At 48.8% G+C, this 26,859-nt stretch carries 20 protein-coding genes; 10 read left to right on the top strand and 10 right to left on the bottom strand.

Going from position 1 to position 26,859, the window contains the following annotated elements:
* Positions 1–155 precede the first annotated feature (155 nt).
* The 5 genes from AB6805_RS04860 to AB6805_RS04840 are packed head-to-tail and all read right to left on the bottom strand — an operon-like array spanning position 156 to position 5,743.
* Positions 156–749: an NTP transferase domain-containing protein gene (locus AB6805_RS04860; protein ID WP_370908332.1), complete on the bottom strand. Its 594-nt coding sequence runs from the start codon at positions 747–749 to the stop codon at positions 156–158.
* A complete protein-coding gene (locus AB6805_RS04855; protein ID WP_370908331.1) occupies positions 749–1,903 on the bottom strand; it encodes an XdhC family protein in 1,155 nt (384 codons plus the stop codon). The genes AB6805_RS04860 and AB6805_RS04855 overlap by 1 nt, the downstream gene beginning before the upstream one ends.
* Complete coding sequence (locus AB6805_RS04850; RefSeq protein ID WP_370908330.1) at positions 1,900–4,134, bottom strand: xanthine dehydrogenase family protein molybdopterin-binding subunit; 2,235 nt, start codon at positions 4,132–4,134, stop codon at positions 1,900–1,902. Before AB6805_RS04850 ends, AB6805_RS04855 begins: the two co-directional genes overlap by 4 nt.
* A complete protein-coding gene (locus tag AB6805_RS04845; protein ID WP_370908329.1) occupies positions 4,131–5,111 on the bottom strand; it encodes a xanthine dehydrogenase family protein subunit M in 981 nt (326 codons plus the stop codon). The genes AB6805_RS04850 and AB6805_RS04845 overlap by 4 nt, the downstream gene beginning before the upstream one ends.
* On the bottom strand, positions 5,108–5,743 hold the full coding sequence (locus tag AB6805_RS04840) for a 2Fe-2S iron-sulfur cluster-binding protein (protein WP_370908328.1): 636 nt from the start codon (positions 5,741–5,743) through the stop codon (positions 5,108–5,110). The genes AB6805_RS04845 and AB6805_RS04840 overlap by 4 nt, the downstream gene beginning before the upstream one ends.
* Positions 5,744–5,930: 187 nt before the next feature.
* Here AB6805_RS04840 and AB6805_RS04835 point away from each other — a divergent pair, with 187 nt between their 5' ends.
* Entirely contained in the window at positions 5,931–6,599 is a 669-nt protein-coding gene (locus tag AB6805_RS04835; protein WP_370908327.1) for an ankyrin repeat domain-containing protein, read from the top strand.
* A 23-nt stretch (positions 6,600–6,622) separates the two neighbouring features.
* Here AB6805_RS04835 and AB6805_RS04830 read toward each other — a convergent pair whose 3' ends face one another.
* Positions 6,623–7,843 carry a tetratricopeptide repeat protein gene (locus AB6805_RS04830; RefSeq protein WP_370908326.1) on the bottom strand — a complete coding sequence of 407 codons (1,221 nt, stop codon included), beginning with the start codon at positions 7,841–7,843 and terminating at the stop codon, positions 6,623–6,625.
* A 322-nt stretch (positions 7,844–8,165) separates the two neighbouring features.
* Positions 8,166–9,143, bottom strand: a complete 978-nt coding sequence (locus tag AB6805_RS04825; protein ID WP_370908325.1) for a sugar phosphate isomerase/epimerase family protein — start codon at positions 9,141–9,143, stop codon at positions 8,166–8,168.
* A gap of 346 nt (positions 9,144–9,489) precedes the next feature.
* On the opposite strand from AB6805_RS04825, the gene lepB reads away from it, so the two are divergent.
* Positions 9,490–10,677, top strand: coding sequence for a signal peptidase I (lepB, locus tag AB6805_RS04820; RefSeq protein ID WP_370908324.1), 1,188 nt, complete (start codon positions 9,490–9,492; stop codon positions 10,675–10,677).
* 224 nt (positions 10,678–10,901) lie between these two features.
* Here lepB and AB6805_RS04815 read toward each other — a convergent pair whose 3' ends face one another.
* The gene (locus AB6805_RS04815; RefSeq protein ID WP_370908323.1) at positions 10,902–12,326 is read right to left on the bottom strand and encodes an amidohydrolase family protein; all 1,425 of its coding nucleotides are present in this window, start codon (positions 12,324–12,326) and stop codon (positions 10,902–10,904) included.
* Positions 12,327–12,406: 80 nt separating this feature from the next.
* The gene (locus AB6805_RS04810; protein WP_370908322.1) at positions 12,407–13,228 is read right to left on the bottom strand and encodes a helix-turn-helix domain-containing protein; all 822 of its coding nucleotides are present in this window, start codon (positions 13,226–13,228) and stop codon (positions 12,407–12,409) included.
* A gap of 46 nt (positions 13,229–13,274) precedes the next feature.
* Here AB6805_RS04810 and AB6805_RS04805 point away from each other — a divergent pair, with 46 nt between their 5' ends.
* The 8 genes from AB6805_RS04805 (at position 13,275) to AB6805_RS04770 (ending at position 25,549) form a co-directional block, all read left to right on the top strand.
* Positions 13,275–14,237 (top strand): YheT family hydrolase, encoded by a 963-nt coding sequence (locus AB6805_RS04805; protein ID WP_370908321.1) that lies wholly within the window; start codon positions 13,275–13,277, stop codon positions 14,235–14,237.
* Between the two features lie 114 nt (positions 14,238–14,351).
* Complete coding sequence (locus AB6805_RS04800) at positions 14,352–15,767, top strand: glycoside hydrolase family 30 beta sandwich domain-containing protein (protein WP_370908320.1); 1,416 nt, start codon at positions 14,352–14,354, stop codon at positions 15,765–15,767.
* Positions 15,768–16,281: 514 nt separating this feature from the next.
* Positions 16,282–18,930 carry a GH116 family glycosyl-hydrolase gene (locus tag AB6805_RS04795; RefSeq protein ID WP_370908319.1) on the top strand — a complete coding sequence of 883 codons (2,649 nt, stop codon included), beginning with the start codon at positions 16,282–16,284 and terminating at the stop codon, positions 18,928–18,930.
* A gap of 42 nt (positions 18,931–18,972) precedes the next feature.
* Positions 18,973–19,530 (top strand): DUF1543 domain-containing protein, encoded by a 558-nt coding sequence (locus AB6805_RS04790; protein WP_370908318.1) that lies wholly within the window; start codon positions 18,973–18,975, stop codon positions 19,528–19,530.
* Positions 19,527–20,066 carry a Crp/Fnr family transcriptional regulator gene (locus tag AB6805_RS04785; RefSeq protein WP_370908317.1) on the top strand — a complete coding sequence of 180 codons (540 nt, stop codon included), beginning with the start codon at positions 19,527–19,529 and terminating at the stop codon, positions 20,064–20,066. The genes AB6805_RS04790 and AB6805_RS04785 overlap by 4 nt, the downstream gene beginning before the upstream one ends.
* A 69-nt stretch (positions 20,067–20,135) precedes the next feature.
* Positions 20,136–21,086, top strand: coding sequence for a zinc-binding alcohol dehydrogenase family protein (locus AB6805_RS04780; RefSeq protein ID WP_370908316.1), 951 nt, complete (start codon positions 20,136–20,138; stop codon positions 21,084–21,086).
* Between the two features lie 102 nt (positions 21,087–21,188).
* A complete protein-coding gene (locus AB6805_RS04775) occupies positions 21,189–22,334 on the top strand; it encodes a redoxin domain-containing protein (RefSeq protein WP_370908315.1) in 1,146 nt (381 codons plus the stop codon).
* Positions 22,335–22,531: 197 nt separating this feature from the next.
* Entirely contained in the window at positions 22,532–25,549 is a 3,018-nt protein-coding gene (locus tag AB6805_RS04770) for a PVC-type heme-binding CxxCH protein (protein WP_370908314.1), read from the top strand.
* Positions 25,550–25,564: 15 nt separating this feature from the next.
* Here AB6805_RS04770 and AB6805_RS04765 read toward each other — a convergent pair whose 3' ends face one another.
* A complete protein-coding gene (locus AB6805_RS04765) occupies positions 25,565–26,827 on the bottom strand; it encodes an acetyl-CoA C-acetyltransferase (RefSeq protein WP_370908313.1) in 1,263 nt (420 codons plus the stop codon).
* Positions 26,828–26,859 lie beyond the last annotated feature (32 nt).

Here is a 26,859-nt window from a genome sequence, read left to right as displayed (position 1 = left end):
TATAAGCATGTCATTTTATTTACCAAAAATTATTTTTCAGAAATGAGAAAGAATACCCGGTCAGGTACCTGGAATACAGTACCATAAAGGTTTCTCCGGTTGGGTAACAGATAGAAGGGTGTATTTATACTGGAGTTGTACCCTGAAACAGCGGTTTATTTTGTACTGGTAAGCAGTTGTTCATAGTCACCACTGGTATCTATGTCTACTGCTCCCTGTGGAAAATCGACGGTAGCTACCTGCTCCCGGTGTTGGAGCAATATTTTTTTGGCGCCTTCCTGGCCATTGAGTGCCAGCAGTTGTGGAAAGAATGATTTGCCAAAAAGCGCCGGTGTGCCGGTAGAGTCGCCATAGGTACAGGCTACAATGGGTTTGCCGGTAGCATCTTTCAGTGCAAACATTTCTTCCAGCAGCGCAGTGGTAATAAAAGGCTGATCGCACAGCAGCAGTAAAGCATTACTTACGTGAGGGGCTATACGTAGCAGGTGTTGCAACCCGGTATGGATAGAGCCGCCCATGCCGGCGGGCCAGTTGGGGTTTACCACGGTATGTACTTTTTCTGACACCAGCTGTTCCCTGATCTGGGTGGCAAAGGCGCCAAGCACCACCACTGTGGGCATATCACACTGACGGGCAGCATGCACTACATTTTGCAACAGGCTTTTGTTCTGGAAGGGAAGTTGTTGTTTGGGTGTTCCCAGTCGTTTTGAGGCTCCGGCGGCCAGGATGATGATACCAGTTGTTTCCATTATAGTTGTTGTTGAAGGATGATCTGTTGTTCGCGGGAATGGATAGCAGTGCTTTTTTCCCGGAGTGATGTGGCGGCAGCAGCAGAGAGTATCGACTTTATTTCACTGATAACGGACAAGGCTATTTCTTCCGCTGTTTCTGCACCCAGGTCCAGTCCTGCTGGTCCGTATATGCGTGCCCGTTGTTCCGCGGAAACGCAGATGCCGTTTTCAGATAATTCGTCGAACATGCGCTGCAGCTTTTTGGCGGGGCCGAGCACACCGGTGTAAGGCAGTTGCAGCGGAAGCAATTGCGCCAGCAGGGCGAGATCATAGTTGTAGTTATGCGTCATCAGCACTGCCACGGTGTAGTGATCTGTTTGTACCTGGGAGAGCACCTGTGCAGGTTTGGCGGTGATCAGCTGTGTGGCTTCCGGGAAACGCATGGTAGTAGCGTAACCAGGACGGCCATCTACAACGATGGTGTGCCATCCGAGCAACGCGGCTATTTTTACCAGCGGGATGACGTCGTTGCCGGCGCCGGCGATCAATAGCTGTGGCGCTGGCGGGATGTAAGCTATATGTGCCGTATAGTCGTTGCCGGTAGAGAGGTATGTTTTTGTAAAAGACGTATGCGTTTGCAATGCGTGATGTGCATCTGCGGTGACGGCGTTTTGCAGGTCGCCGTCTGTTATGCAATGCTGCATCTGGCCATTGGCGGTGAGTACCAGGCAGGTACCGGGTTGCGGCGCTTTGCGCTGGCGCAGGGTGAACAGGGTCACCAATACTGCCGATGTGCGATGGGATATTATTTCCTGCAACATGGCCACGGGATTGGTGGGATCTTCCGCGTTCACCGGTTCCAGCAATATGTGAATGATACCGTTGCATCCTAGTCCTACGCCTAGTTTGGCATCGTCTTCATCGTTGGTATCATAGGTTACCAGCATGGGCTGTTGCTGCATCATTACCAGTTGCGCTTTCCGGAGGGCGTCTCCTTCGAGGCAGCCGCCGCTGATGGCGCCGGTGAGCACACCGGTTTCTGTAACCAGCATCCTTGCACCGGGTTGCCGGTAAGCAGAGCCTTCTACGTGTACCACGGTGGCCAGCGCGGTTTTTATGCCCTGGCTGCAGGCAGCATAATATGATTTTACGATATCTTCCAGTTCTTTCATGAATTCATTTTATTTTTCGTTTCCAACTGGTATACTTTCTCATCAAGCACTTTATCGGGAGTGATAGGCAGGTCGCGTATCCGCTTGCCGGTAGCGTGGTACACTGCATTGGAAACTGCGGCAGCAAAGCCTATCAGCGCTATTTCTCCCATGCCCTTTGATCCCATCGGATTAATATAAGGATCTTTCTTGTTAATAAAATATACATCGGTGGGTGGTGTATCTGCATTTACAGGAACGTGATAGTCTGCATAGTTATTGTTTACAAAACGTCCGAAACGGTGATCCATGACCGCTTCTTCGGTAAGCGCCATGCCTATGCCGCCAACCACGCCGCCGATCATCTGGCTGCGGGCCGTTTTGGCGTTTACAATGGTACCTGCATCTGCCACGCTTACAATGTGCTTTATACGAACCACGCCGGTAGCCGGGTGTACATGTACTTTGGTAAAGTGAACGGAGAAAGAATACATGGAATATTTCTTTCTTTCTTCCCCGCTTTGCGAAGTGGCGACCACATTTACTTCCGGCAGCTGCTGTTGTTGCAAGATAGCTTCGTAAGAAATTTTTTCCGACTGCCCGGCTCTCTGCAGTTGTCCATCTTCAAAAGTAATTGTTTCCGGAGCAGCATTTTTAAACGCCGGTACATGATTGATGGCAAGGTCTGTCAGCTTTTGCTGCAGCGCCTTACAGGCATCTGTTACTGCGCTACCTAAAGTAGATACGGTAGAAGAACCGCCCTGCTGGGGTGCGAACGGATAAGCAGATTCACCGAGCATGAACTTTATTTTCGCAGGGGCAATGCCGGTTACATCTGCTGCTATCTGTACCATTGCGGTAGCAGTACCCGGACCAATATCGGCAGCGGCGCTCTGGAGAATAAGCGTACCATCTGCTTTCAGTGTAGCCGATACCGTAGCCTTACCGCGGAATGCACCAAAGGTACCGCTGCTCATGCCATAGCCAACCAGCATACCGTCTTCCTGCATACTGCGGGGAGTGGCTTTGCGGTTCGACCAGCCAATTTTTTCAGCTCCCAGCTGGTAAGCTTCCCGGAGATATTTACTGGAGAAAGGCAGGTTCTTTTCAGGATCGGTATCCGCGTGGTTCAGTATTCTGAGCTCCAGCGGATCCATATTGAGTTTATAAGACAGTTCATCGATAGCCGATTCCAGCGCAAATGCGCCGGTAGCTTCACCGGGGCCGCGCATCCAGATAGGCGTGCTGATATTTAGCGGCACCAGTTTATACCGGGTATTTACATTTGGGCAGGCGTACATGAATTTGCTCATGGCAACGATGCCTTCGGTAAAATCCTCGTAAGGAGAAGTAACGGCCACTGCTTCATGGGTGATACCGGTGAGTTTACCATCCGCTGTGGCGCCCAGGCTTAATTGCTGTACGGCGGCGGGGCGGTAACCTACCAGTGTGAACATCTGGTCACGCGTTATCACCAGCTTCACCGGTTTGCGGACTTTTTTTGCGGCCAGTATAGTGGCTATTTCAAGTGGCCATACGCGGAGTGCCATACCAAAACCGCCGCCCACAAACTGTGAATGCACGGTGATATTCTGTTCAGGTAGCTGAAATAATCTTTTGATGGTGTCCTGTACATTTTTTACTCCCTGGGTTTTGGCATACACTACCAGTGAATCCGGCGTATCCCAGTGGGCAATAATACCAGCCAGTTCCATCGGGTTATGCACTTCCAGCGGAAGGCTGTAGGTGGCATCAATGGTTACCGGCGCTTTTTTCCAGGCGTCGGCTTCCCCGCGCGTATAGTCTTTCATCCGGTTGTTCTGGAAGGCTTTGCCCATATTGGCATTCATTTCGGTATAATGCGTTTCCTGGTTGTATTGTACTTCCACCAGGGAGGCGGCATATACGGCGCGTTCCATTGTATTGGCCATCACTATGGCTACGGGTTGCCCGTTGGAGTAGATGCGGTTGTCTTTGAATATTTTGAGACCGTCTTTCGCGTTGGGATCGGAATTCTTGTATCCCGGCACCGGCGGCGCGTTGAGGTGAGACACCACATCCTGCACACCGGGGGCTCTGAGGACCTTGGTAGTATTGATGCTTTTAATAGTACCGTTGCTGATAGGGCTGCATACCAGCGCGGCATATAGCAGATCCGGCAAGTGATGGTCGGCAAAATATTTTGCCCCGCCGGTTACTTTCAGGCGGCCATCTACACGGTCCATCGACTGTCCTGTTTGTTGCTTTTTCATACGCTGGCAGCTTTAAGTAAGGCGGTTTGGATACTGTTGACAGATAAACCGGTTTTAAACCGGTTATGCTGGTATGCTTTGGCAGATTGCAGGGCGATGTTGGCGGCATCGCGGAAATTTTCTTCCGTGGGCGCTTTACCGGCCAGTGCTTTCTCTGCCTCATATAGCCGCCAGGGCTTATGCGCTACGCCACCCATTGCCAGCCGGGCACTCCTGATTACATTATTGCTGATATCCAGCGCTGCAGCTACTGATACCAGGGCAAATGCGTAAGAGGCGCGGTCGCGTACTTTCAGGTAGTATACATTTTTCGTGTAGGCGTTAGCGGGAATTTCCACCGCTGTGATCAGTTCTCCCTTTGCCAGGTTGTTGTCCAGCTGCGGGGTATTGCCCGGCAGGCGGTGAAAATCTGTGAAAGGTATACGACGGTTACCTTTTGGGCCGCTTACCAGTACGGTAGCATCCAGTGCGGCGAGCGCCACGCACATATCGCTGGGGTGTACGGCAATACAGCTTTCGCTGGAACCAAAAATGGCATGCATACGGTTGATGCCGCCAATGGCGCCACAGCCGCTGTTGGGGCTGCGTTTATTACAAGGCATGGTAGTATCATAAAAATAAGTGCAGCGGGTACGTTGCATCATATTGCCGCCTACGGTAGCCATATTGCGGAGTTGCTGTGACGCACCTGCCAGTAATGCCTGCGACAGCAACGGATGATGCGTGGTAACCAGCTCATGTGCGGCCAGTTCACTGTTAAGTGCCAGTGCGCCTATATGCAGGGTATTACCGTTTAGCTGGATATCTTTTAACGGCAAACGGTTAATATCTACCAGTTTTTCCGGTATCACCACACCGCTTTTCATCAGGTCCAGCAGGTTGGTACCACCGGCGATGAAACGGGCCGTGTTATCTTTTGCCACCGCATCTATAGCAGCTTTCAGACTGGCAGGGCGTACATAGGAGAATTGGTTCATACTGTTTTCCCTCCCTGTTTTACATCCATGATGGCATGAACGATATTGTCGTATGCGCCGCAGCGGCAAATATTCCCACTCATAAATTCTCTTATCTCTTCCGGGGAACCGGCATGGCCTTCGCGGATACAGGCTACCGCCGACATGATTTGTCCGGGCGTGCAATAGCCGCACTGGAAGCCATCGTGCTTAATAAAGGCTTCCTGTACCGGGTGCAGTTGTTCCCCGTTGGCGAGGCCTTCAATAGTAGTGATCTTTTTGCCTTCCTGCATAACGGCGAGCGTGAGACAGGAATTAATGCGGTGGCCGTTTACATGCACCGTACAGGCGCCGCACTGACCATGATCGCAGCCTTTTTTGGTACCGGTAAGATCCAGTTGTTCCCGGAGCAGGTCCAGTAATGTAACACGCGGCTCTACAGTAACCTGTACTTTTTTTCCGTTTATTTCCATGCTAACCGGCATCTTCTCAAAGATGCCGGCAATGGCTTCATCGTGCTGCGCTGCTTTCATTACCAGCGGTGGCGTGAGGGCCAGTGCCATCATCGCGGAGGATTGTTTCAGGAAGTCGCGGCGGGCTTCATGTTTTTCCTTTTTCTGCGGATGATTTTGTTGGTCGTTTTCCTGTGGCATTTTCTACCAGATTTAATCACTAATAAGTTAGCAAATAATTCCGGATTTTGGCTTTAAAATAGATGAACGGATATATCTTTTTAACGGACGGAAGAAGAACAGTAATTTTAATTAGTCATGTTTTATGCATGAATAGCACCAGTTATCAACGCAACATTGATTTATTTTCGTGTAACAATCCTCAACAATGCGATTAACCTTATTACTGGGCCTGCTCTGGGTTATGCATCCGGCCTGCGCACAAAAAGAAAAAGAGATGACTATGCGTGATATGATCATTTTTAAAGCGGCTGCGGCCAATGATACCGATGCTATCAAAAAGGCGATTGCCGGGGGCGAACAGGTGGAGGCAAAAGATGCGGAAGGGCGTACGCCGTTAATGGTGGCGACTTATCATCATCATACTGCTGCCGCAAAATTACTGCTGGCTGCCGGCGCTAATGTAAATACGCAGGATCACCTGCAGAACTCCCCCTTCCTGTATGCCGGTGCGGAAGGCTATACCGATCTGGTAAAACTATACCTGCCTGGTGCGGATTATAAAGTGTATAACCGTTATGGCGGCTCTGCGTTGATCCCTGCCTGCGAGCGCGCACACCTTGAAGTGATAGCCATTTTGCTGGCAGATAAAAATTTCCCGGTGGATCACATCAACCGCCTGGGCTGGAGTGCCCTCCTGGAGGCAGTGATATTAGGTCAGGGTGGCGCCGCGCATCAGCAGGTGCTGAAAATGCTGATTGCCGCCGGCGCCCATGTGAATATAGCGGACAAAGACGGTGTAACGGCTTTACAACATGCACAGAAAAGGGGTTATAAGGAGATCGTACAGCTATTGCAACAGGCCGGGGCGCGGTAGCTTTACTGGTTCAGATTTGGATCTTACCCGTCACTTTTCAGATGTGAAAGCCACTGTTGTGCAAATTCATTGCCCGGTTCCAGTTGCAGCAGTTGTTCAAAAGAGGCAATGGCTTCGGGAATCTGCTCCATATGATAAAAGAGTACTGCACGGTTCAGGTGTACATATGGATTTTCGGGTGCAATGGCGAGTGCTTCGTTGTAAACGGCGAGCGCCTGATCGTATTGTTCCAGCAGCATCAGTATGGAGCCTTTGTTCATGAGCAGTGGCGGCTGACCGGGTGATAGCTCCAGTCCTTTATTAGCGTACACCAATCCTTGTTGCAGGCGCTCATACACGCTTCGCTGTGTGGCTTCATTGGGGCCGCTGTCTTCCATGTGCGTGATGGCAGCATTGGCGTCCTGGAGGATCTGTACTACCTGTTGTTCGTACCAGGCAGCACTTTTATCGACCTGTTCTGTAAATGGTACGGCTTCGAGGTCTATTTCTTCTTCCACATCTTCCGGCGCGGTGGCGGGCATTTTATCTGCTGCGGGCGCGTACCACCACTTACAGAATTTTCCCAGCTCACCGCCTACGGGCAGTTCATCTGCCGGCGGCAATCCTTCATCAGGAATGGCGTCGTTGGCTACTACCAGTTCCAGTATGGCTTCCAGTGCTTTGTAGTGAATGGGTTCACCTTCCTGTTCTGCCTCCATTACCATATAAGGAAGGAGCTGGTACCAGAGGCCCAGCACATCTTTATCTTTTTGTTCGCCGGCTGCTTCCGCCACTTCATGCGCCAGCGGGAAGGTATCCATCTTTTCCGGCGCTGCGGCATCGTCGCCGGTAAGGATGCCATTCGCTACCATAGCGGCCCAGAGAGAAGATCCCGCATCGCAATATAAAATATAGGATTGGGTGGCAAAATCGAAATTGGCGTAACCCGCTACAGGATTGGTTTCCTGATCCCATTCAGCCGTAGGCTCTTCATAAATAAAGCTGAACTTCTGACTGGCAGCCAATGCATCAAACCAGGCCGCATGCGTGACATAAGCCGGATGCGCGGTAACGGGAAAGGTATAAACGAAATGATGTTTGATTAATACATCCATTACCCGGAAATGGGTAAAGCCGGTGTCATATTGCTGTTGTAATTTGTACAGATTAAAAAAGAGGCTTCTGCGATCAAGTCCTTCTTCCTGGCTTTTATCCAGGCAAAGAACAGATAGTTCCACCAATGTTTCAATTTCATGCATCGCCATAGGTTACTTGCTTTTGTGCAAAACTACGCGAATTTTGTCTTCGCGGATGTTGTCTTACTCAGGATTAAACGGATTTTATTGATTTAAGGATTTGATCCTGTTGGATTTTAAAAGATTTGGGGAGATATAAGCGAATTTTGCCTATATCTCCCCAAATCCTTTATAAAATCAAAAAAAGTAAAATCAACAAAATCCGTTTAATCCTGAGTAAGAGAAAATCCGCGGGCATATCCGCTTATATCTCCCCAAATCTTTTAAAATCCAACAGGATCAAATCCTTAAATCAATAAAATCCGTTTAATCCTGAGTAAGACAACCTTCGCTATTTCAACAAAACGTTCTTCACATATTTATAACTCTGCGTTATGCTGTCGAATGGTTCGATGGTGATTTTGTCCTGTTCTACAAAGAGGTGTTTTACACCGGCAAGTTTTGCCTGGGCAAATATTTTGGAGAAGTCGATGCTGCCGGTTCCTACTTCTGCAAAAGTAACGCCGGAGAGCAGTTCCATCGAGGTTTTGTTTTCTGTGCCTGCAGCGGTAAGACTGGCAGTATTGGCTTTGTCCATGTCTTTCACGTGCCAGGCGACAAATCGGCCTGGTGCTTCTTTAAACAGCGTAATGGGATCATGCCCGGATTTTACGACCCAGAAAAGATCCAGTTCAAAGGCAACGAGTGCAGGATCTGTTTCTTTCAGCATAATCTCATAACCGGTGCCGGGGCTGTCTGCCAGTGGTTTGAACTCCCAGTAGTGGTTATGATAACCGATTTTCAGGTTGGCTTTTTTACATTGTTCACCGGCTTTATTCAGTTGTTCGGCCATGAACTTATAATCATCTGCGCCCAGCTTTTTATCCCAGAGGGAGAGGGGCAATACAGGAACGATAAAATATTGTTGTCCGAGTGCGGCGGCCAGGTCAATTTGTGGCTGCAGTGCATCTGCGTTGCCATTGCCTTTGGTGAGGTAGTCGTTAAGCTGGTAATGGCCACTGGGCGTACTGAGCTGGTGTTGTTTCAGCACGGCATTTAGTTCGGCGGGTTTCAGTCCCCAGAACTCAGCTTTGTCGCCCGCTCCCTGGTAGCCGTAAAACGTTTCCACTTCTTTGTAGCCGATGCCTGCTACTTTGGCCAGCGTGCCTTTGGGGTCTTTGGCCAGCTGGTCGCGGAGGGTATACAGCTGTAAACCTATTTTCTTTGGCAGCGCTTTGTTGCCGTTCATGGCGGCCAGCGCACCGGGTAACATCATACCTGCGGCTATCAGCCCGGTTTGTTGTATGAAAGAACGTCTCGACGTATGCATGGTAATTATGTTTGGAACGTGGGTAAATGTGCAACTACTGAAGTGGTTACGCAGAGCAATTTAATAAAACGATTTTATCTTGTTGAAATTTTTTAAAAAGGATAACGGGAGGTAATACTTTTTTGCGGAAACGGGTAGAATAGTACAACAGGATGTACTGGCTTCAATAACACAGATACCTCGCTGCAGCAACCCTTGTTTTCAGCTGTATGATACTGCTGTAAAGGTTTGTACGCCTTGCTTGCTGCGTCATTGCAGCAGCCTTTTTTGTTCCTGTAAATTTTGAAAAGATGTGGGTATAATTAATTAAATTGTTAGTAGTTACTTATCCAAAACCACGTGTAAAATGAATTTTTCTTTCAGCGATGTAAAGCAGCCGGAGGAAGGTACCCGGAAGAAATCGAAGGTGAGAGAATGGATAGAAGCTGCTCTTTTTGCTGTGGTTGCCGCTACCCTTATCCGTACCTTTATCTTTGAAGCTTTTGTTATCCCCAGCGCTTCTATGGAAAAAACGTTGCTGATCAACGATTTTATTTTTGTCAGCAAAATCAGTTACGGTCCGCGTATCCCCATCACACCACTGGCCTGGCCTTTTACCCATCACACCCTTCCGTTTACCAGAAACACCCCACCCTTTTCCACAGCTGTTCAATGGCCTTATACACGGTTGCCGGGTTTCAGCAGTATTCGACGAAACGACGTGGTAGTATTTAATTATCCCTGCGGGGATACTGTACTGAAAACCATTACCGGCGATGATGAGGATTACTACACGAATATGCGGTCGCTTGGTGCGGAATACGTTCATAAAAATTATCCTCCTGTTATCACCCGGCCGGTCGACAAAAGAGAAAACTGGATCAAGCGATGCATTGCCATTCCCGGTGATACGCTGCAGATCATCGATGGCATCGTGTATATCAATCATATACCTACCGCTTCACCGGAACATTTTGAAGCGAGGTATTATGTTACCATGCCGGATAAGAAAGAACTCAGCGACTCTATGCGGGATGTGCTGGGAACAGACCATATCCAACGGGCTACCCGCGATTCAGGTATGTTTATTTACAACCTCACCACCGCCAATATAGATACCCTGAAGTCGATGGGCGCTACCGTAAAACGTTATGTATATGACGCCTTCGCGGATTCCAGGGTGTTTCCCTTTGATACAAAACACTACGAGTGGAATGAAGATTGCTTTGGCCCTTTATATATCCCGCGGAAAGGTTCCACCGTAACGCTGGACACGCTTACACTGCCCTTTTACAGCCGCATTATAGATACCTATGAACATAACACGCTGCGCGTAGTAAACGGAAAAATTTATATCAACAACCAGGAAACCAATACCTATACCTTCAAAATGGATTATTACTGGATGATGGGGGATAACCGCCGCGAGTCGATGGATTCGCGCTTCTGGGGCTATGTTCCCGAAGACCATGTAGTGGGCAAAGCCTGGATCATCTGGATGAGCATTCATCATAACCGTATTCGTTGGGGGCGGCTGTTCTCGGCGATAGAGTAGGGCGCCTTCGGCGCTTTTAAATTGTCTTGGCTCAGGATTACGCTGATTATACTGATTAGTTTGATTTTTACTTTTGGATTTTTAGATTTTTAGATTTATAATTAAGGGAGATAAGAGCGAATATATCCGCTTCTATCTCCCTTAATCCTTTATAAAATCCAAAAGTAAAAATCAAACTAATCAGTATAATCAGCGTAATCCTGAGCCAAGACAAAATCCGCGCTCTACTTCGTACGCGCGACGTTGGCTTTTACCTGCTCCAGCAGGCCGTCGAGTGCGGATCTGTTGAGGAATTTACCTTTTACTAGGAGGGCGTGGATTTTCTGTGTGTTGTGGATATCCGCTAACGGGTTGGCATCCAGCAGCAGGATGTCTGCTTTTTTGCCGGGAGCGATAGCGCCATAATTGGTTTTATGCAGGTAAGCGGGTGAGTTGATCACGGAGGCCTGTAGTGCCTGTAACGGAGTTAATCCGAACTTTACCATTAGTGCCAGTTCCTGGTGAAGACCGATGCCCGGATAATCAAATGAGTTCAGGTAGCCAGCATCGGTGCCGGCCATAATGGTAACGCCGGCTTTCTGCAGCAGCGGGAGGATGGAAGATGATTTTTCATAGATCATCTTGCGCCAGGCAATGGCAGCGCTATCATCTGCTATTACGCGCTTCACGCGCATTTCATAAGTGCGTTGAATACCTTTGCCAATATATTGCAGGTAGGGATCGTGTGCGTGGTTATCCTGGTCAAAGTACGCCATTACATTTCCCAGTGTAAGCGTTGGCGTTATGAAGGTGCCTTTCTCTGCCATGTGACGGTAGGTGTTCATAGCAGCGGCGGTATCAAAGTTGTTGAGAATATATTTATTGATCTCTTTTCCTTTGATTTCACCATTGGCGATGGCACGCGCAAAGGCTGCATCATCTTTTACGCCGGCTTTCCAGGCATAGGTCAGGTGTTCTACGGAGCTGAGTCCTGCGTCTGTTACTTGTTGCATGGTGAGTACATAAGGTACGTGTCCGGAAATAAACATCCCTCTCTTCCTGGCTTCTTTTAATGCTTCGAGGTAGATCTCCGGCTTAATGGTATTCTCGGTAATTTTTACAAAGTCGACTTTCAGTTTTTGCAGGGAATCCAGCGCCTGTTGTAGTTCTGCGGAGGTGCCTATTTCCAGGTCGCCGAGCCAAACGGATTTGTAACCTTCCAGCTTTGGACCGGAGGTGAAAATGGTAGGGCCCTGTAACTGGCCGTTGTTGATGGCATCGCGCCATTTTAAAACGTCTGTGCTGATATCTGCGGCACAATCGCGGATGGTAGTAATACCGTGGGCGAGATACAGCGGCAGGAAGTTTTTATTTTCTTCGGCCAGTGTGTCGCCGCCACCAAAGTGCATATGCATATCCCATAAGCCAGGCATGGCATATTTACCCTGCCCATCCACCGTTTCCGTGGCCTGGTATTGCGTGGCCTGTTTGTTATTCATCACAGCAATGATACTGTCGTTGCGCACCGCGATGGCCTGGTTGGCAGTGATTTTACCGGTTTTTACATCAATGATGCGTACAGACCTGATCAGCAGGTCGGCTTTTTTTTGCTGGCTGAATGCGGATATCCCGCAAAGCAGTATCAGCGAAGAGAACAGTATTTTTTTCATACGAATGTTATGCTATAGCTGCAAAGGTATCCCCGTATGGAGGTGGGAAATGGTACTGGTTATAATATCACGGGTACATTTTATAACTGGCGCCGAAAATCCATGGGGGTAAGTAGCGTATATTTTCTGAAGAACCGGGAGAAGTAAGAAGTATCATTAAAGCCCAGCGTAAAGGCGATTTCTTTTATATCCATATCGGTGAGTGTGAGCATGCGTTTGGATTCGAGCAGCAGCCGTTCCCGGATGTAGGCGCCGGCGGTTTTGCCGGTTTCCTTCTTACATACCTGGTTCAGGTAACTGGCTGTAACATGCAGTTTGGCAGCATAGTAGGCCACTTCATGATATTGCGCATAATGTTTCTCCAGCAGCAGCAGGAAGCGGTTGACCAGGTGATTCCCCGCGGCAGCCACTTCTTCCGGGTGGATGGCGGCGTACCAGCGCTGCAGCAACAGCAGCACAATCTGCAGCCGGTGTTGCGTAATAATGGCGGTGGTTTCCTGCTCCATCAGCTGCAGTTCCCGGAAAAGCTGGTCGTACTGTGCGTTGTCCAGCTTTAATACCGGTTTGGACGACGGCGTGAAAAAAGGCCACAGGGGCCCTTTCTGTAACATGAACTCCGCAGAAAACATCACCTGGTAGCCGCTGGTGTTCTTCGACAGCTGCCAGTGGTGCGCCTGGCCCGGCGCCAGGAAAAAAACGCTGCGGGCGCTCACTTTGTAGTCGTTGAAGTCGATGGTATGAACACCGCTTCCCTGGCTAATCACCAGCAGCATGAAAAAGTCATGTTTATGCGCTTCCGGTATCACCGTCATATTGATCGGTGCATGATATACTATTTTAAAATCTTCCTTTTTGTAAGGGAGATTAAATATTTTCTCTATACCAAAAACGGGAAGTGACATGCCGCGAAAATACGGATTAAGGTGTTTGAATCCGTAAATTTGCAGGATGCCCGTATTACATAACTCAGATTACCAGGCGCCTTTTTTATTGCAGAATCGCCATATGCTTACCATTTATCCCTCTTTATTCCGCAGCATCCGGCCGGCGGCTTACAGGAGGGAGAGGATTGCTACGCCCGATGCCGATTTCCTGGACCTGGATTTTAGTGAAAAGGGGAATGAGCGTATTGTAGTGATCCTGCATGGACTGGAAGGTAACGCCACCCGCAAGTATGTGCTGGGAATGGTGCATATCTTCAATGGTGCAGGGTTTGACACGGTATCCATGAATTTCAGGGGGTGTAGTGGCGAACCGAATAAAAATCTGCGTTTTTACCATAGCGGTGAAACGGAGGACCTGCATACCGTGATCCAATACCTGGTATCGCTGGAAAAATATAAGGCCATCCACCTTGTAGGCTTTTCCCTGGGAGGGAATGTAACATTAAAGTATCTGGGAGAAAGGGGCGCATCGCTGGACAGTGCTATAAAGTCGGCCGTGGCTATTTCTGTGCCGTGTGACCTGAAAAGCGGCTCTGCGGAGTTAGAGAAAAGACACAATATCATCTATATGCAGCGGTTCATCCGCGACCTGGGGGAAAAGCTGCGGTTGAAAGAGTTGCAGTTTCCGGGAAGCATCAGCCTCGACCGGTATGCGGACATCCGTTCTTTCCGGCAGTTCGACGACCGCTATACGGCGCCCATGCATGGGTTTAAAGACGCCCTTACCTATTGGGAACAATGCAGTTCCCGGCCGTTGCTGTCCTCTATCAGGATACCGGTATTGGTGATCAACGCGAAAGATGATCCGTTCCTGGGAAAGGAGTGTTACCCTTATGAGATAGCGGCCGATAGTCCCTACCTTTTCCTGGAAACTCCGCACCAGGGAGGCCATGTAGGCTTTGTGAAGTTTGGAGAAGATTTTTACTGGTCAGAAAAAAGGGCGCTGGCATTTATACTGGAAGTATAGACCGTACGCCTGAGCAATGAAATTCAGGTTGATATTTTCTAACGAAACAATTGCTCCAAATAAGAAAATCCGGAATTTCCTGAATACTTTTACCGATTAATAATTTGTTTTGCTATGATGAAGAGAACCGGACAACTCCTATGTTGCCTCGCCTTGCTGACAGGAAGTATACAGCCAGTAAAAAGTCAGCAGAAAAAAAATAAAGAGATCAGTTACTGGTTAACATCTCCCGACAAATCCATCGCGCTGCAGCAACAAACAGCTAAGTTGGCATTTACCGCGCAGGATAAAGGTATCGCCACCATTGAAGTAGATGCCGCAAAGAAATTCCAGTCGATAGACGGCTTCGGATTTACCCTCACCGGTGGCAGCGCCACGCTGATCAACCAGCTGCCTGCTGCGCAACAGGATGCATTGCTGAAAGAACTGTTCCTCACAAAGGGAAATGGCATTGGCATCAGCTACCTGCGTCTCAGCATCGGCGCTTCCGACCTGAGCGCATCGGTATTTACCTATGACGATATGCCCGAAGGACAAACAGATCCGGAACTGAAGCATTTCAATATCAACGAAGAGAAAAAAGACCTGATCCCTGTGCTGAAAAAAATTACCGCACTAAATCCGGGTATTAAAATCTTAGGCTCTCCCTGGACGCCGCCAGCCTGGATGAAAACAAACAACTCGTTTATTGGAGGCAGCCTGAAACCGCAATATTACGGCGCTTATGCCCAATATTTTGTAAAATATGTAAAGGCGATGAAAGCCGCTGGCATCACCATCGATGCCATCACCATCCAGAATGAACCTTTACATCCTAAAAATAATCCGAGCATGCTGATGCTGGCGGAAGACCAGGCCATCTTTATCAAAGATCACCTGGGCCCCGCTTTTAAAAAGGCCGGCGTCAAAACAAAAATTATCCTGTATGATCACAACTGTGATAAACCGGAATACCCGCTCACTATTCTGAGAGACAAAGCCGCTTATCCTTACGTGGATGGCTCTGCATTTCACCTGTATGGCGGCACTATTGATGCACTGAGTAAAGTACATGATGAGTTCCCGGAAAAGCACCTTTACTTCACAGAGCAATGGTCTGATGGAAAAGGCAGTTTTTCCGGCGAGTTGAAAAATAATGTCAGCAAACTGATTGTAGGCGCCACCCGTAACTGGAGCCGCAATGTATTGCAATGGAACCTCGCCGCTGATGCGCATTGGAATCCACATACCGATCAGGGTGGATGCTCCCAATGCCTCGGTGGCATTACCATTGATGGACAGGCTATTTCACGCAACTCCTCCTACTACGTAATAGGCCATGCCTCTAAATTTGTCCCTGCCGGTTCCATAAGAATCGCTTCCAATATTGCCGGTCCGCTTGATAACGTCGCCTTTTTAACGCCTGGCGGCAAAACCGTACTGATTGTGGTAAACACCGATGCGGCGGCGCAGGACTTCCAGATCAAAGCAAAAGGCAAATTGGCGGCTGCATCCCTTCGTGGGGGAGAAGTGGCCACGTTTGTATGGTAGCGCGGATGTTGTCTTTCCCAGGATTACACTGATTATGTTGATTACACTGATTATGTTGATTACATTGATTAGATTTTATTTTTGATTTTTAATTTTATTTTTGTTTTTAAGATATTAGGGAAGATAACAGGGGAATAAATTCGCTACTATCTTCCCTAATCCTTATAAATCCAGTGAACAAAATCGAATCAATGTAATCAACATAATCAGTGTAATCCTGGGAAAGACAACATCCGCCCTGATGATTTCTTCACATTTCCTGACGCTACCTTAACATATGGTATGATCCCTCCTGAAGGTTGTATATATTGCTTTACCACCGTTATGATTAATACCAGGCAGGAAGACATAATATTGAACAATGATAGTAATGCCCTAAAGGCGTTATGCCTGCGCGTGATGACCGGACTTCCCAAAATTGCCAATTTCTGTAATGCCGGTACCGGTGACAATCGGCCCTCGATAAAAACAAAAACCTGGTACAAACAGCTGCCTGGAAATAAAACACTTTTTTATGGGTATTGAACGCAGGAAATTTTTAAGAAATATTGGTTTAACAATGGCTGGCGCATTTACCGTGCGCCTGCCGGTGTTAGGTTCCGCTATGGCAGAAAGTGGCCGCTTATTGTTTACCCGGCAGCCGGACGCGGCATGGATCGCTTCCCTGTATGAACGGGGCAACGCTACCACTTATCTCAAGAGCAAAAATGAACTGCAGTACATCGGTATGCCGGTGGGAGGTATCATGTGTGGCACGGTATACCTCGGCGGCGATGGCCGCCTGTGGCTCTGGGACATTTTTAATAAAAACCAGGAAGGTATAGAACCCAAAGTAGTTAACTATAGCGCCAATGTGTTGGATGGTGGAAAAAAAGTGCGCTCCCGCGATGGCGCCTGCTATATTGAGCCGTCGAAAAATATCCGGCCGCTGGACCAGGGATTTGCATTGCAACTTACCTGGGGCAACCAAACCATTATCCGCCGGTTCGATGAAGAAAGCTGGCCTGAAATCAGTTTTGAAGCCACTTACCCGATGGCCACTATCCGGTATACAGATCCTGCACTACCGGTAGTTGTTACGCTGGAAGCATTCTCACCTTTTATTCCTTTGAATGAAGATGATTCCGGGTTGCCCGTGACCATTCTATCTTATAAAATAGAGAACAAAGATACCGTACCTGTTACTGCAACCGTGCTCGGATGGCTGGAAAATAAAACAGCTATTTATTCTGCCGGAGATGCCCATGAACGCGTAAATACTACGGTGAAAGGAAAGAACTGGCAGGGCATTTATGAAACAGTACGTACTAAAAGCGGCAATGACGAGGATTTTCAAAAACAGTACAACTATGGAAATTTTTGTATTGCTGCAGCAGGTAATAAAGTAATGGTAAACCCGGCAATGCCCGCTGATAAATTAACGGCCGCACATTTTTCCCGGATGTCTGCAAAGCAGGCAGTAAAAGGAGTTGGGGAGAAGTTGACCGGCACCGTTGCCACCAGGCATACCATACTACCGGGCAAGACTATACGTACTGATTTTGCTATCAGCTGGTACGCGGCTAACCTGCATTTCAAAGATATCCAGGGTGAGGGACGCTACTACGCTAATAAGTTTGCCGATGCCTTGGCAGTAATGAAATACGTGCAGGAAAATTATGCGCGCCTGGCCGGTGAAAGCCGCTTGTGGAAAGATACCTGGTACGATGCATCGCTGCCATGGTGGTTTATGGAACGTACTTTTCTCAACATATCAACATTGGCAACCACCACGGCACACCGTTTCCGTTCCGGACGTTTTTATGCCTGGGAAGGCGTTGGCGCCTGTGAAGGTACCTGCACGCACGTATGGCAGTATGCGCAGGCCGTTGGACGTATCTTCCCGGCGCTGGAGCGCGACACGCGGCAACGGGTGGATCTCGGCATCGGCCAGATGCCTGATGGTGGCATCCTGTTCCGCGGAGAAGCGGAAAAGCGCCCGGCCATCGACGGACAAGCAGGCACCATATTGCGTATTTACCGCGAGCACCAGATGAGCAGGGATGATTCTTTCCTGCAACAAAACTGGCCCAGTATAAAAAAGGCCACTCTGTTCCTGATCCGCCAGGACCGCAACAACGACGGCATGGAAGACACACCGATGGAAAATACACTGGATGCTGTTTGGGACGGGGAAATTGCCTGGATAGTAGGCTTGTGTATCGCCGCTGTTAAAGCTGCCGCACTCATGGCCGCAGAAGTAAATGACACTGCCTTCGCTGCTATCTGCAACGACTATACGGAGAAAGGGAAACGGAACATGGAAACGCAGTTATTCAACGGCGAATATTTTATTCATCAGCCGGATAAGGTAAAGGGCAGGTCGGTAATCGGCTCTTACAATACCTGTCATATCGACCAGGTATATGGCCAGAGCTGGGCTTTCCAGGTAGGCATGGACCGGGTAATTGACCGTGAAAAAACACTATCGGCTTTAAAGGCGTTGTATAAATATAATTTTAAGGCAGACGTGGGACCTTATATCACGGCTCATCCCGGAGGCCGGCCCTATGCCCTCGCAGGCGAAGGCGGTATGATCCTGAATACGAATCCCCGCAATGAGGAGTTTCCCTTTGGTGTAAAAAATGCGTGGCAGCTCGGTTATTTTAATGAATGCATGAGTGGTTTTGAACACCAGGTAGCCGCGCATATGATGGCAGAAGGCATGACAGATGAAGCGCTTACGCTTACCCGCGCCGTACACGACCGGTACCATGCAGCAAAGCGTAACCCGTTTAACGAAATTGAATGTAGTGATCACTATGCGCGGGCAATGGCCAGCTATGGCACTTTTATTACTGCCAGCGGATTCCGCTATCATGGCCCTAAAGGTTTTATCGCCTTTGCACCGGCTATAAACAAGGAGCATTTCAAAGCGCCTTTTGTCACCGCCGAAGGCTGGGGAACTTATACACAACAAGGGCGCAGGCATACACTGCAGCTGAAGTATGGTCAACTGCAAATAAATACATTGTGCTTGCAGCATACCGGCGCGAAGCAGGTATTGCTGGGAGATAAAAAAATACCCGCCACTTTCAAAGAAGAAAACGGCGCTGTAACTATTCAACTGTCTACACCACTGCAATTGAAGGCAGGCCAGCATTTTCATCTTACTATCGTATAATTGATGAAATACTGTACCTTTCTTACTGCAAACAGTAAAAAAATGGCAGCGTTAAAATTGTTCATGGTGGTGTTGGGATGTTCGCTGGAAGGGCGTCATACCGAGCAGCACGATGTTTTTTTTGGAATCGGTCATCACCTGCGTGACCTGATCCCTGATATGAAGGCCTTCTGGCCGGAGGCCAAAGATAAACTGCACATCGATGGGTACAGGGAAGTGAATGTGGTGGATAACCACCGGATCAGGGTGGTGGAGAAAAAAGAACCCCTGCAACAGGAGATGCAATTATTTTTCCTCAACCTGGGCGGTTACAAGCCTGATGAAATGGAAGAGTTTCATTACAAGATCCTCAGCGTGCAGAAAGATATCGGCGCATCAATACGGGCATCCAAACAAACGGCCTTTTATAAGCATACTTCATTCGGAGAGGCTACTTCACATGTGGATGATAAGTATGGCGTAGATGTGGATGATGTGCATACCGTAAAAGATATTTTACCGGCGCATCTCAAAGAAAAATATACACTGGAGATCAGCCCGGCAAATGGTGTGACAGCCGATCCTATTCACCTCGGATATTTTCAGCTGCAACACTTATGAATGGATCTGAATACATTGATTGGTCGCGGTACCAGCACCTCTATGAAGATATCAGCGTACCTGCCAAATCCGTTTTGCTGGAGGAAGGCAAAATATCCCGGTATGCTTATTTCATCATAGAAGGAGCGGTGCGTGTGTGGTTTAACAATAAAGGGAAAGATACTACCTTCCAGTTTTTCTTTGAGGGAGAAGGAGTGTCTTCTATTGAAAGTTTTCGTACCGGCCAGCCAAGTATGTGTACAATAGAAACTATTACTGCCGCCCGGCTCTATAAGATCTCGAAAGAAAACATGGACCTGGTAATTGATAGCATGCCGGGTTTCAGGTCGAAGATGGAAGAAATTACTTTCCAACGTTTGCTGCGTTACGCTAAAATGTTCATATCCCAGATCCGTGATACGCCACAGGAGCGCTATGAGGCGTTGATCCGTGAGCAACCGCACATCCTGCAAAGGGTTCCCCTGCAATACATTGCTTCCTATCTTGGCATTACCCCCGTATCCCTTAGCCGGATCAGGAATAAACTCCAGCGGTAATTTCTTAACAAATGTAAAGTGATCCTGTTTTTTCGTCGTGCACCTTTGTAACATAAAAACGCAAAGAAGATGAATGCAGCAATTGTAACACCCGGTCAGGCTCCTCAATATGGATATTTCGCCGATCCTGCCGCCGGAGAAAAAGAACAAATCATACAGGTAAAGGCCGCGGCCATACATCATGTAGTAAAGTCTATTGCAGCGGGAAAGCATTATTCCGCGGGTGGCGATCAGCCCTTTATTCCCGGTGTGGATGGTATAGGGCTGCTGGCAGACGGCTCCCGGGTATATTTCGGCGCCGTACGTAAGCCTTATGGCACTTTCGCGGAATTAAGCATTACCACCCCGGGCTGGCATATCCCGGTGCCGGACAACCTTACTGATGCCACTGCCGCCGCTATTTTTAATCCCGCTATGTCGTCGTGGATGGCATTAACCTACCAGGCCCAGTTGCAACAAGGGGAAACGGTGTTGGTGCTAGGCGCTACCGGTACATCCGGTCAACTGGCTGTACAGGTGGCAAAATTGCTTGGGGCCGGCAAAGTAATTGCCGCCGGTCGCAATAAAGCCGTGCTGGAAAAATTGCGCGGGCTTGGAGCAGATGAGTGCATCGCGTTGGATCAATCTCCCGAAAACCTGGTAAAAGCTTTTGCCGCCCAGCCTTATGATGTGGTATTGGATTACCTGTGGGGCGAGCCGGTAATGGCGCTTATCACGGCACTAATGACTAAAAGTATGGTGAAGGAAACACCGCGTACGCGTCTCATACAGGTGGGCGCTATGGCAGGAGATCCTATTTCGCTCCCTTCTGGCGCATTGCGCAGTTCACGGCTGGAAATTCTTGGAAGTGGTATTGGCAGCGTATCTATAGAAGCCATCTTTAAAATGCTTCCTGAAATTATGAAGAATGCCGCCGAAGGGAAACTGCTGATTAATACTATAGAGATGCCCCTCCGTGAAATATCCGCGGCCTGGACGAGGGAAGTGCCCGGCGGTAGCAGGCTGGTACTCATTCCCTGAGTCACGCCGGTAATCATGGTTCATCGACCGCCTGTCATTAAGCATTTGAAGGGGCTGCTGCATTTTTATACTTTCGGGCAAAACCAACCAATCATTCATCGTATGAAAAAAATGATTCTCGGCTGCCTGGCAACAGTAGCCGTTTCAGGTGCATTTGCACAAAAGAAGTCTGTCATTACCGGTAAAATACCCGCGGCTTTTGACAAGGAGTACATCTACCTCTTCAATGTATCCGGTAACGGCTATAAAAAACTGGATTCTGCCCTGATAGAAAAAGGCGCTTTCAAACTGCAGTATGAAGTAACCGATACTTTAGCGGCGATGTTAAGCGTAGCGACCAAGGCGGCAGATAAACCACTGCGTGGCAACCAGGCCCTGTATATTACGCCGAACGACAAGATGACCTTCACACTCAAAACGCTTGGTGAAACCAACGCATTGTCCGGTGCAGTGATCAAAGGTTCCGCCATTACCAAACAACAGCAGGAAATGGATGCGGCGCTGGCGCCTGTTACAAAAGGTATGGATTCCCTCCGTGCTATCGGGCAGAAAATGATGATGCAGGCCGAAAGAGATACTACCGGTTATTACGCGCTGAGCATGGCTTTCAGAAAACTGGCAACAGAGAAAGATGCATTGCAGGAAAAGTTTATGCTCGCGCACACCGATTATTATGTGAGCCTGGCGACCCTTTATGAAAACATGGGTGGCCGCGTGGAAGACGTGGAAGGTACGCAGCAACTGTTTAATAAATTTCCAGCGGCATTGCGGCAGTCGAGCCTGGGGCAAAAAGCAGCCGAACTGCTGAAAGCTTCTGCATTACTGGGAAAGAACCAGGTAGCTCCTGATTTTTCTGCTGCTACTCCTGATGGTAAAACGATGAAGTTATCTGACCTGAGAGGTAAATATGTATTGCTTGATTTCTGGGCCAGCTGGTGTGGTCCCTGCCGCGCTGAAAACCCTAACGTGGTAAAAGCATACAATAAGTTTAAAGATAAGAACTTTGATATCCTGGGTGTGTCACTCGACAGAACCGGCGACGAAGAAAAATGGACTGCTGCTATTGAAAAGGATGGTCTTGTATGGCATCATGTGAGCGATCTGAAATGGTGGAAAAGTGATATCGCCAAATTGTATATGATCCATTCCATTCCGCAGAACTTCCTGCTCGATCCGCAGGGGCGCATTATTGCTACTAATCTGAGGGGGGAAGCATTGGAAAAAGAACTGGAAAAAATACTGCACTAAGTTTTTAATCCTCATCTGTTTATTCATTTCCGGCATGGTATCTGCACTATACCTGCAACGAATTATTTATTCGGTGAAATGGATGACAATGGACCACCCGTCCCGGTTTCCCGGGACGGGTTTTTTTTATGAAAAAATGTAAATTATTTTATTACTTTTAATACGTGTTATATTGACATTTAATTATTTCCACGTATATGAAACACATTCACCGGTTGTTATTTATGGTATCCACTGTTATCAGCGCATGCCAATCCAATAAACCTGCGGCTATCCCGCCTGTACTAACGGAAGCCCAGCAACGCTTGCCTGAAAATGCCGTACACGGACTGAAAACACTTTCCGGCCTGGAAACAACCCTGTTTGCCAGTGAACCCAGCATCATGAATCCCACCAACATGGACATTGATGAAAAGGGGCGGGTATGGATCACGGAGGCCTATAATTACCGCAATGAATTAAATCCTGGTCATCCGTACAAGGCTGCCGGTGACCGTATTATGATCCTGGAAGATCTTAACGGCGATGGTAAGGCAGACACTGCCAAAGTGTTTTACCAGGATACCTGCATTAATGCAGCATTAGGTATTTGTGTACTCGGAAATAAAGTGATTGTGTCCTGCAGCCCGAACGTTTTTATTTTTACAGATACCAACGGAGATGATAAAGCGGATAAGAAGGAATTGCTGTTCCGTGGTATTGGCGGCGTACAGCATGATCATGCCATCCACTCATTTACTTTTGGTCCCGATGGAAAACTGTATTTTAATTTCGGTAATGCCGGCGACAGCATACTTGATAAAAACGGAAACGTAATTCGTGATGCGGAGGGTAACCTTATCGCCAACAAAGGAAGGCCTTACCGGCAGGGGATGATTTTCCGCTGTAATGAAGATGGCAGCAACCTGGAAGTAATGGCGCATAATTTCCGCAACAACTACGAAGTGGCGGTGGATGCTTTTGGTAACATGTGGCAGAGTGATAACGATGATGATGGTAACCGGGGTGTTCGCATCAATTATATTCTTGAACACGGCAACTATGGTTATACGGATGAGATGACCGGCGCTGGCTGGTCATCCCGCCGTATGAATATGGAAGATTCTATCCCTTACCGGCACTGGCATCTTAATGATCCCGGTGTGGTACCCAACCTGCTGCAAACCGGTTCCGGTTCACCTACCGGTATGGTGATCTATGAAGGCGACCTGTTGCCCGCTCCTTTCCGTAACCAGATGATCCACGGAGAGCCCGGCCATAATGTGGTAAGATCCTATCCTGTAAAAAAATACGGTGCCGGCTATACGGCCACCATTGAAAATATCCTGGAAAGCGGTTCCGATCAGTGGTTCCGGCCATCAGATGTATGTGTGGCGCCGGATGGTTCCCTGTTTGTAGCCGATTGGTATGATCCCGGTGTTGGTGGTCACCAGGTAGGCGACCTGAACAGGGGCCGGATATTTCGTATAGCCCCGCCCGGTAGCCAGTATAAGGTGAAGCCACCGGTGCTCAACACCGCGGCCGATGCCATTACTGCATTGAAGAATCCTAATCTCAGTACCCGTTACCTTGCCTGGACGAAACTGTCCGGCATGGGTGCAGCCGCAGAAAAGGAGTTACAGCAACTGTATGCCAGTGACAACTCCCGTTACCGCGCCCGCGCGCTATGGCTGCTCAGCAGGTTGCCTAACGGTAACGGATATGTGCAAACGGCGCTGAAAGATAAAGATGAAGATATCCGCATTACCGCCATCCGCGCTGCCAAAGAAACCGGCGTATCCTATGGCAATCTGCTGGTGGCAGATACTTCTGCCGCTGTGCGCCGTCAGCTATTGCTGGCCATGCATCATAGCCGTGAAAAAGACATGCCGGCCAACTGGGCATTGCTGGCGGCACAATACAACGGGAAAGACCGGTGGTACCTGGAAGCACTGGGCATCGCGGCAGATGGCAACTGGGATGCCTGCTTCAACGAGTGGCGGAAATTGCCTCCCAATACAAAGAATCCCGCAGCAGACCACGATATCATCTGGCGCGCCAGAACACCGGCAGCACTGCCATTGTTAGCGGCGCTGATCCTGGAACCGGGTACAGATCCCCTGCAAAACAAACGTTATTTCCGCGCATTCGATTTTTATCCCGCCGCAGAAAGCACGCCGGTACTGCTGGGATTACTGAAAGGCCAGCACCCGCAACAAGCCTATATCAATGCACTGGCATTTATACAACTGGATGCGAAAGCAGTGCCCAAAACGCGGGATATCGAAGTCCTGCTCCGCAACAGCCTGAGTGCATTCAAAGGACATATGGAGTTCATTGACCTCGTGCAAAAGTATCATGTCCGCGATCAGAATGAAGCGCTTTTGCAGATGGTACTGGAGTCAGAACGCGACGATGTGCAGGGATACGCCATGAAAACCCTCCTGCAATGCGGCGGACAGCCGCTGGTGATAAAAGCCATTTCAAAAAAGGATTCCCTATCCGGCGCTATATTGATAAATGCCATTGGCAAAGGACAGGACCGCACCAACCGCGCATTGCTTGCTTCACTGATGCGCAACAACGTATATTCTTTAACGTTACGGCAGCAGGCGACCCGCAACCTCGGTCATGGATGGGACGGATTTGCAGATCTGTGGAATATGGTAGAAGCCAAATCACTTCCTGCCGACCTGGATACGGTGGCCAGGGCAGTACTCACCAACGCATGGCGGCAAGACATCAAAGCCAAAGCTGTAGCCTATTATGAGCCTGCAGCCGTACGCCACGTGCTGCCGCCTGTGGATAAGCTGGCAGCCTTGCCGGGCAACATCTCCGGAGGAAAAAAAGTATTTAATAATTATTGTGCTACCTGCCACCTGGATGGAAACTCCGGTGTGAACTTCGGCCCTGCCTTAACGGAAATTGGCAGCAAGCTTACCAAAAGCGCTATCTACGACGCCATCATCGAACCGGATGCGGGTATCAGCTTTGGCTTTGAAGGCTATTTCTTTAAACTGAAAGATGGCTCGCAGGTATTGGGCTATGTTGCCGGGGAAACAAAAGAGGAAGTGGATGTGCGTACGGCGGGTGGTCAGGGTGTAAAACTGCAGAAAAGCACCATTGTATCACGGAAAGCATACGAACACTCCCTGATGCCTACCGGCCTTGCTACGGCCATGCCGCAGCAGGAACTGGTGGACCTGGTTACATACCTGGCCTCTTTAAAAAAGTAAGGGCGAAACTGGTGCTTATCTTTCCAGGATAGCCGTTACGCCCATGCCGCCGGCGGTGCAGATAGAAATCAATGCCCGGCCACTGCCGCGTTGTTGCAATATCTTAGCCGTTTGAGCAACTATACGTGCGCCGGTGGCTGCAAAGGGATGGCCAATAGCGACACTGCCGCCTTTTGTATTTAATTTGTTTCGATCGATGCTTCCGAGCGGCGTATCCCAGCCGAGCTTTTTGCAATAGGCCGCATCTTCCCATGCTTTCAGCGTGCACAGTACCTGCCCGCTGAAGGCTTCATGGATTTCATAAATATCAAAATCCTGGAGCTTCAGGTGATTGCGTTTCAGCATACGTGCCACAGCATAGGTAGGCGCCATCAGCAGGCCCTCACCGTTCACATAATCCACGGCGGCAGTTTCTGCATCCACGAGGTGCGCCAGCACCGGCCAGTTCTGTTGCTGGGCAAACTCTTCGGAGGCCATTAACAAAGCAGCCGCGCCATCGGTATATAAAGTGCTGTTACCCGCTGTTAAGGAACCTTTGCCGCTGAAGTCGAAAGCCGGCTTTAGTGCAGCCAGTTTGTCCGGCGTGGTATCTGCCCGTACAATAGTGTCTCTTTTTACACCCTTGTAAGGAATAATGAGGTCATTGAAGAAACCTTCCTCATACGCCTTTGCGGCATTCATATGGCTTTGGTATGCCAGCGCGTCCTGTTCTTCCCGTGTAATTCCCCATTCTTTCACCATCTTTTCAGTATGTTGGCCCATCGATAATCCCGTTCTGGGTTCTACAATAGAAGGGTATAATGGTTTCAGATCCTTGAAGCGGATGGAGGCGAGTATTTTTAACCGTTGGGAAAAGGTTCTGGCAGCGCGGAGGTCTGCCAGCTTCCATGCGAGCTGTTGTTGAAACAGCAATGGGATATCACTGTTGGTATCGCTGCCGCCGCTGATGGCGGTATCTATTTGTCCGCAGCCAATGCGAAGTCCCAGTTGTATAGTGGTATCCAGACTGGTACCGCAGGCTCTCAGCACACCATAGGCGGGCGTATGCGGGTCCAGGGAGGTACCCAGTACACATTCCCTGGCGAAGTTCCAATCCGTGGAGCGGTTCAGTAATGCGCCCAATGCCACTTCTCCCAGCCGTTTCCCGGAAAGCTGGTATTTGTCCACCAATGCACTCAGTACCGTGGTCAACATTTCCTGGTTGCTGATATGGTTATACTCTTTAAAGGATCTTACGAAAGGGACACGTAATCCGCCAATGATAGCGACCTTTTTCATGCTGCTGTGCTTTAACTAAAGTTACTGAATTG

The sequence above is a fragment of the Chitinophaga sp. RCC_12 genome, assembly GCF_041360695.1.
In the GTDB taxonomy this organism is placed as follows: domain Bacteria; phylum Bacteroidota; class Bacteroidia; order Chitinophagales; family Chitinophagaceae; genus Chitinophaga.
Note: the sequence above shows the minus strand (reverse complement) of the source record. Positions and strands in the feature narration are given on the sequence as shown.

Coding starts and splice junctions, on each gene's coding strand:
- AB6805_RS04860 (WP_370908332.1), bottom strand. CDS start 749: ATGGAAACAACTGGTATCATCATCCTGGCCGCCGGAGCCTCAAAACGA.
- AB6805_RS04855 (WP_370908331.1), bottom strand. CDS start 1,903: ATGAAAGAACTGGAAGATATCGTAAAATCATATTATGCTGCCTGCAGC.
- AB6805_RS04850 (WP_370908330.1), bottom strand. CDS start 4,134: ATGAAAAAGCAACAAACAGGACAGTCGATGGACCGTGTAGATGGCCGC.
- AB6805_RS04845 (WP_370908329.1), bottom strand. CDS start 5,111: ATGAACCAATTCTCCTATGTACGCCCTGCCAGTCTGAAAGCTGCTATA.
- AB6805_RS04840 (WP_370908328.1), bottom strand. CDS start 5,743: ATGCCACAGGAAAACGACCAACAAAATCATCCGCAGAAAAAGGAAAAA.
- AB6805_RS04835 (WP_370908327.1), top strand. CDS start 5,931: ATGCGATTAACCTTATTACTGGGCCTGCTCTGGGTTATGCATCCGGCC.
- AB6805_RS04830 (WP_370908326.1), bottom strand. CDS start 7,843: ATGGCGATGCATGAAATTGAAACATTGGTGGAACTATCTGTTCTTTGC.
- AB6805_RS04825 (WP_370908325.1), bottom strand. CDS start 9,143: ATGCATACGTCGAGACGTTCTTTCATACAACAAACCGGGCTGATAGCC.
- lepB (WP_370908324.1), top strand. CDS start 9,490: ATGAATTTTTCTTTCAGCGATGTAAAGCAGCCGGAGGAAGGTACCCGG.
- AB6805_RS04815 (WP_370908323.1), bottom strand. CDS start 12,326: ATGAAAAAAATACTGTTCTCTTCGCTGATACTGCTTTGCGGGATATCC.
- AB6805_RS04810 (WP_370908322.1), bottom strand. CDS start 13,228: ATGTCACTTCCCGTTTTTGGTATAGAGAAAATATTTAATCTCCCTTAC.
- AB6805_RS04805 (WP_370908321.1), top strand. CDS start 13,275: ATGCCCGTATTACATAACTCAGATTACCAGGCGCCTTTTTTATTGCAG.
- AB6805_RS04800 (WP_370908320.1), top strand. CDS start 14,352: ATGATGAAGAGAACCGGACAACTCCTATGTTGCCTCGCCTTGCTGACA.
- AB6805_RS04795 (WP_370908319.1), top strand. CDS start 16,282: ATGGGTATTGAACGCAGGAAATTTTTAAGAAATATTGGTTTAACAATG.
- AB6805_RS04790 (WP_370908318.1), top strand. CDS start 18,973: ATGGCAGCGTTAAAATTGTTCATGGTGGTGTTGGGATGTTCGCTGGAA.
- AB6805_RS04785 (WP_370908317.1), top strand. CDS start 19,527: ATGAATGGATCTGAATACATTGATTGGTCGCGGTACCAGCACCTCTAT.
- AB6805_RS04780 (WP_370908316.1), top strand. CDS start 20,136: ATGAATGCAGCAATTGTAACACCCGGTCAGGCTCCTCAATATGGATAT.
- AB6805_RS04775 (WP_370908315.1), top strand. CDS start 21,189: ATGAAAAAAATGATTCTCGGCTGCCTGGCAACAGTAGCCGTTTCAGGT.
- AB6805_RS04770 (WP_370908314.1), top strand. CDS start 22,532: ATGAAACACATTCACCGGTTGTTATTTATGGTATCCACTGTTATCAGC.
- AB6805_RS04765 (WP_370908313.1), bottom strand. CDS start 26,827: ATGAAAAAGGTCGCTATCATTGGCGGATTACGTGTCCCTTTCGTAAGA.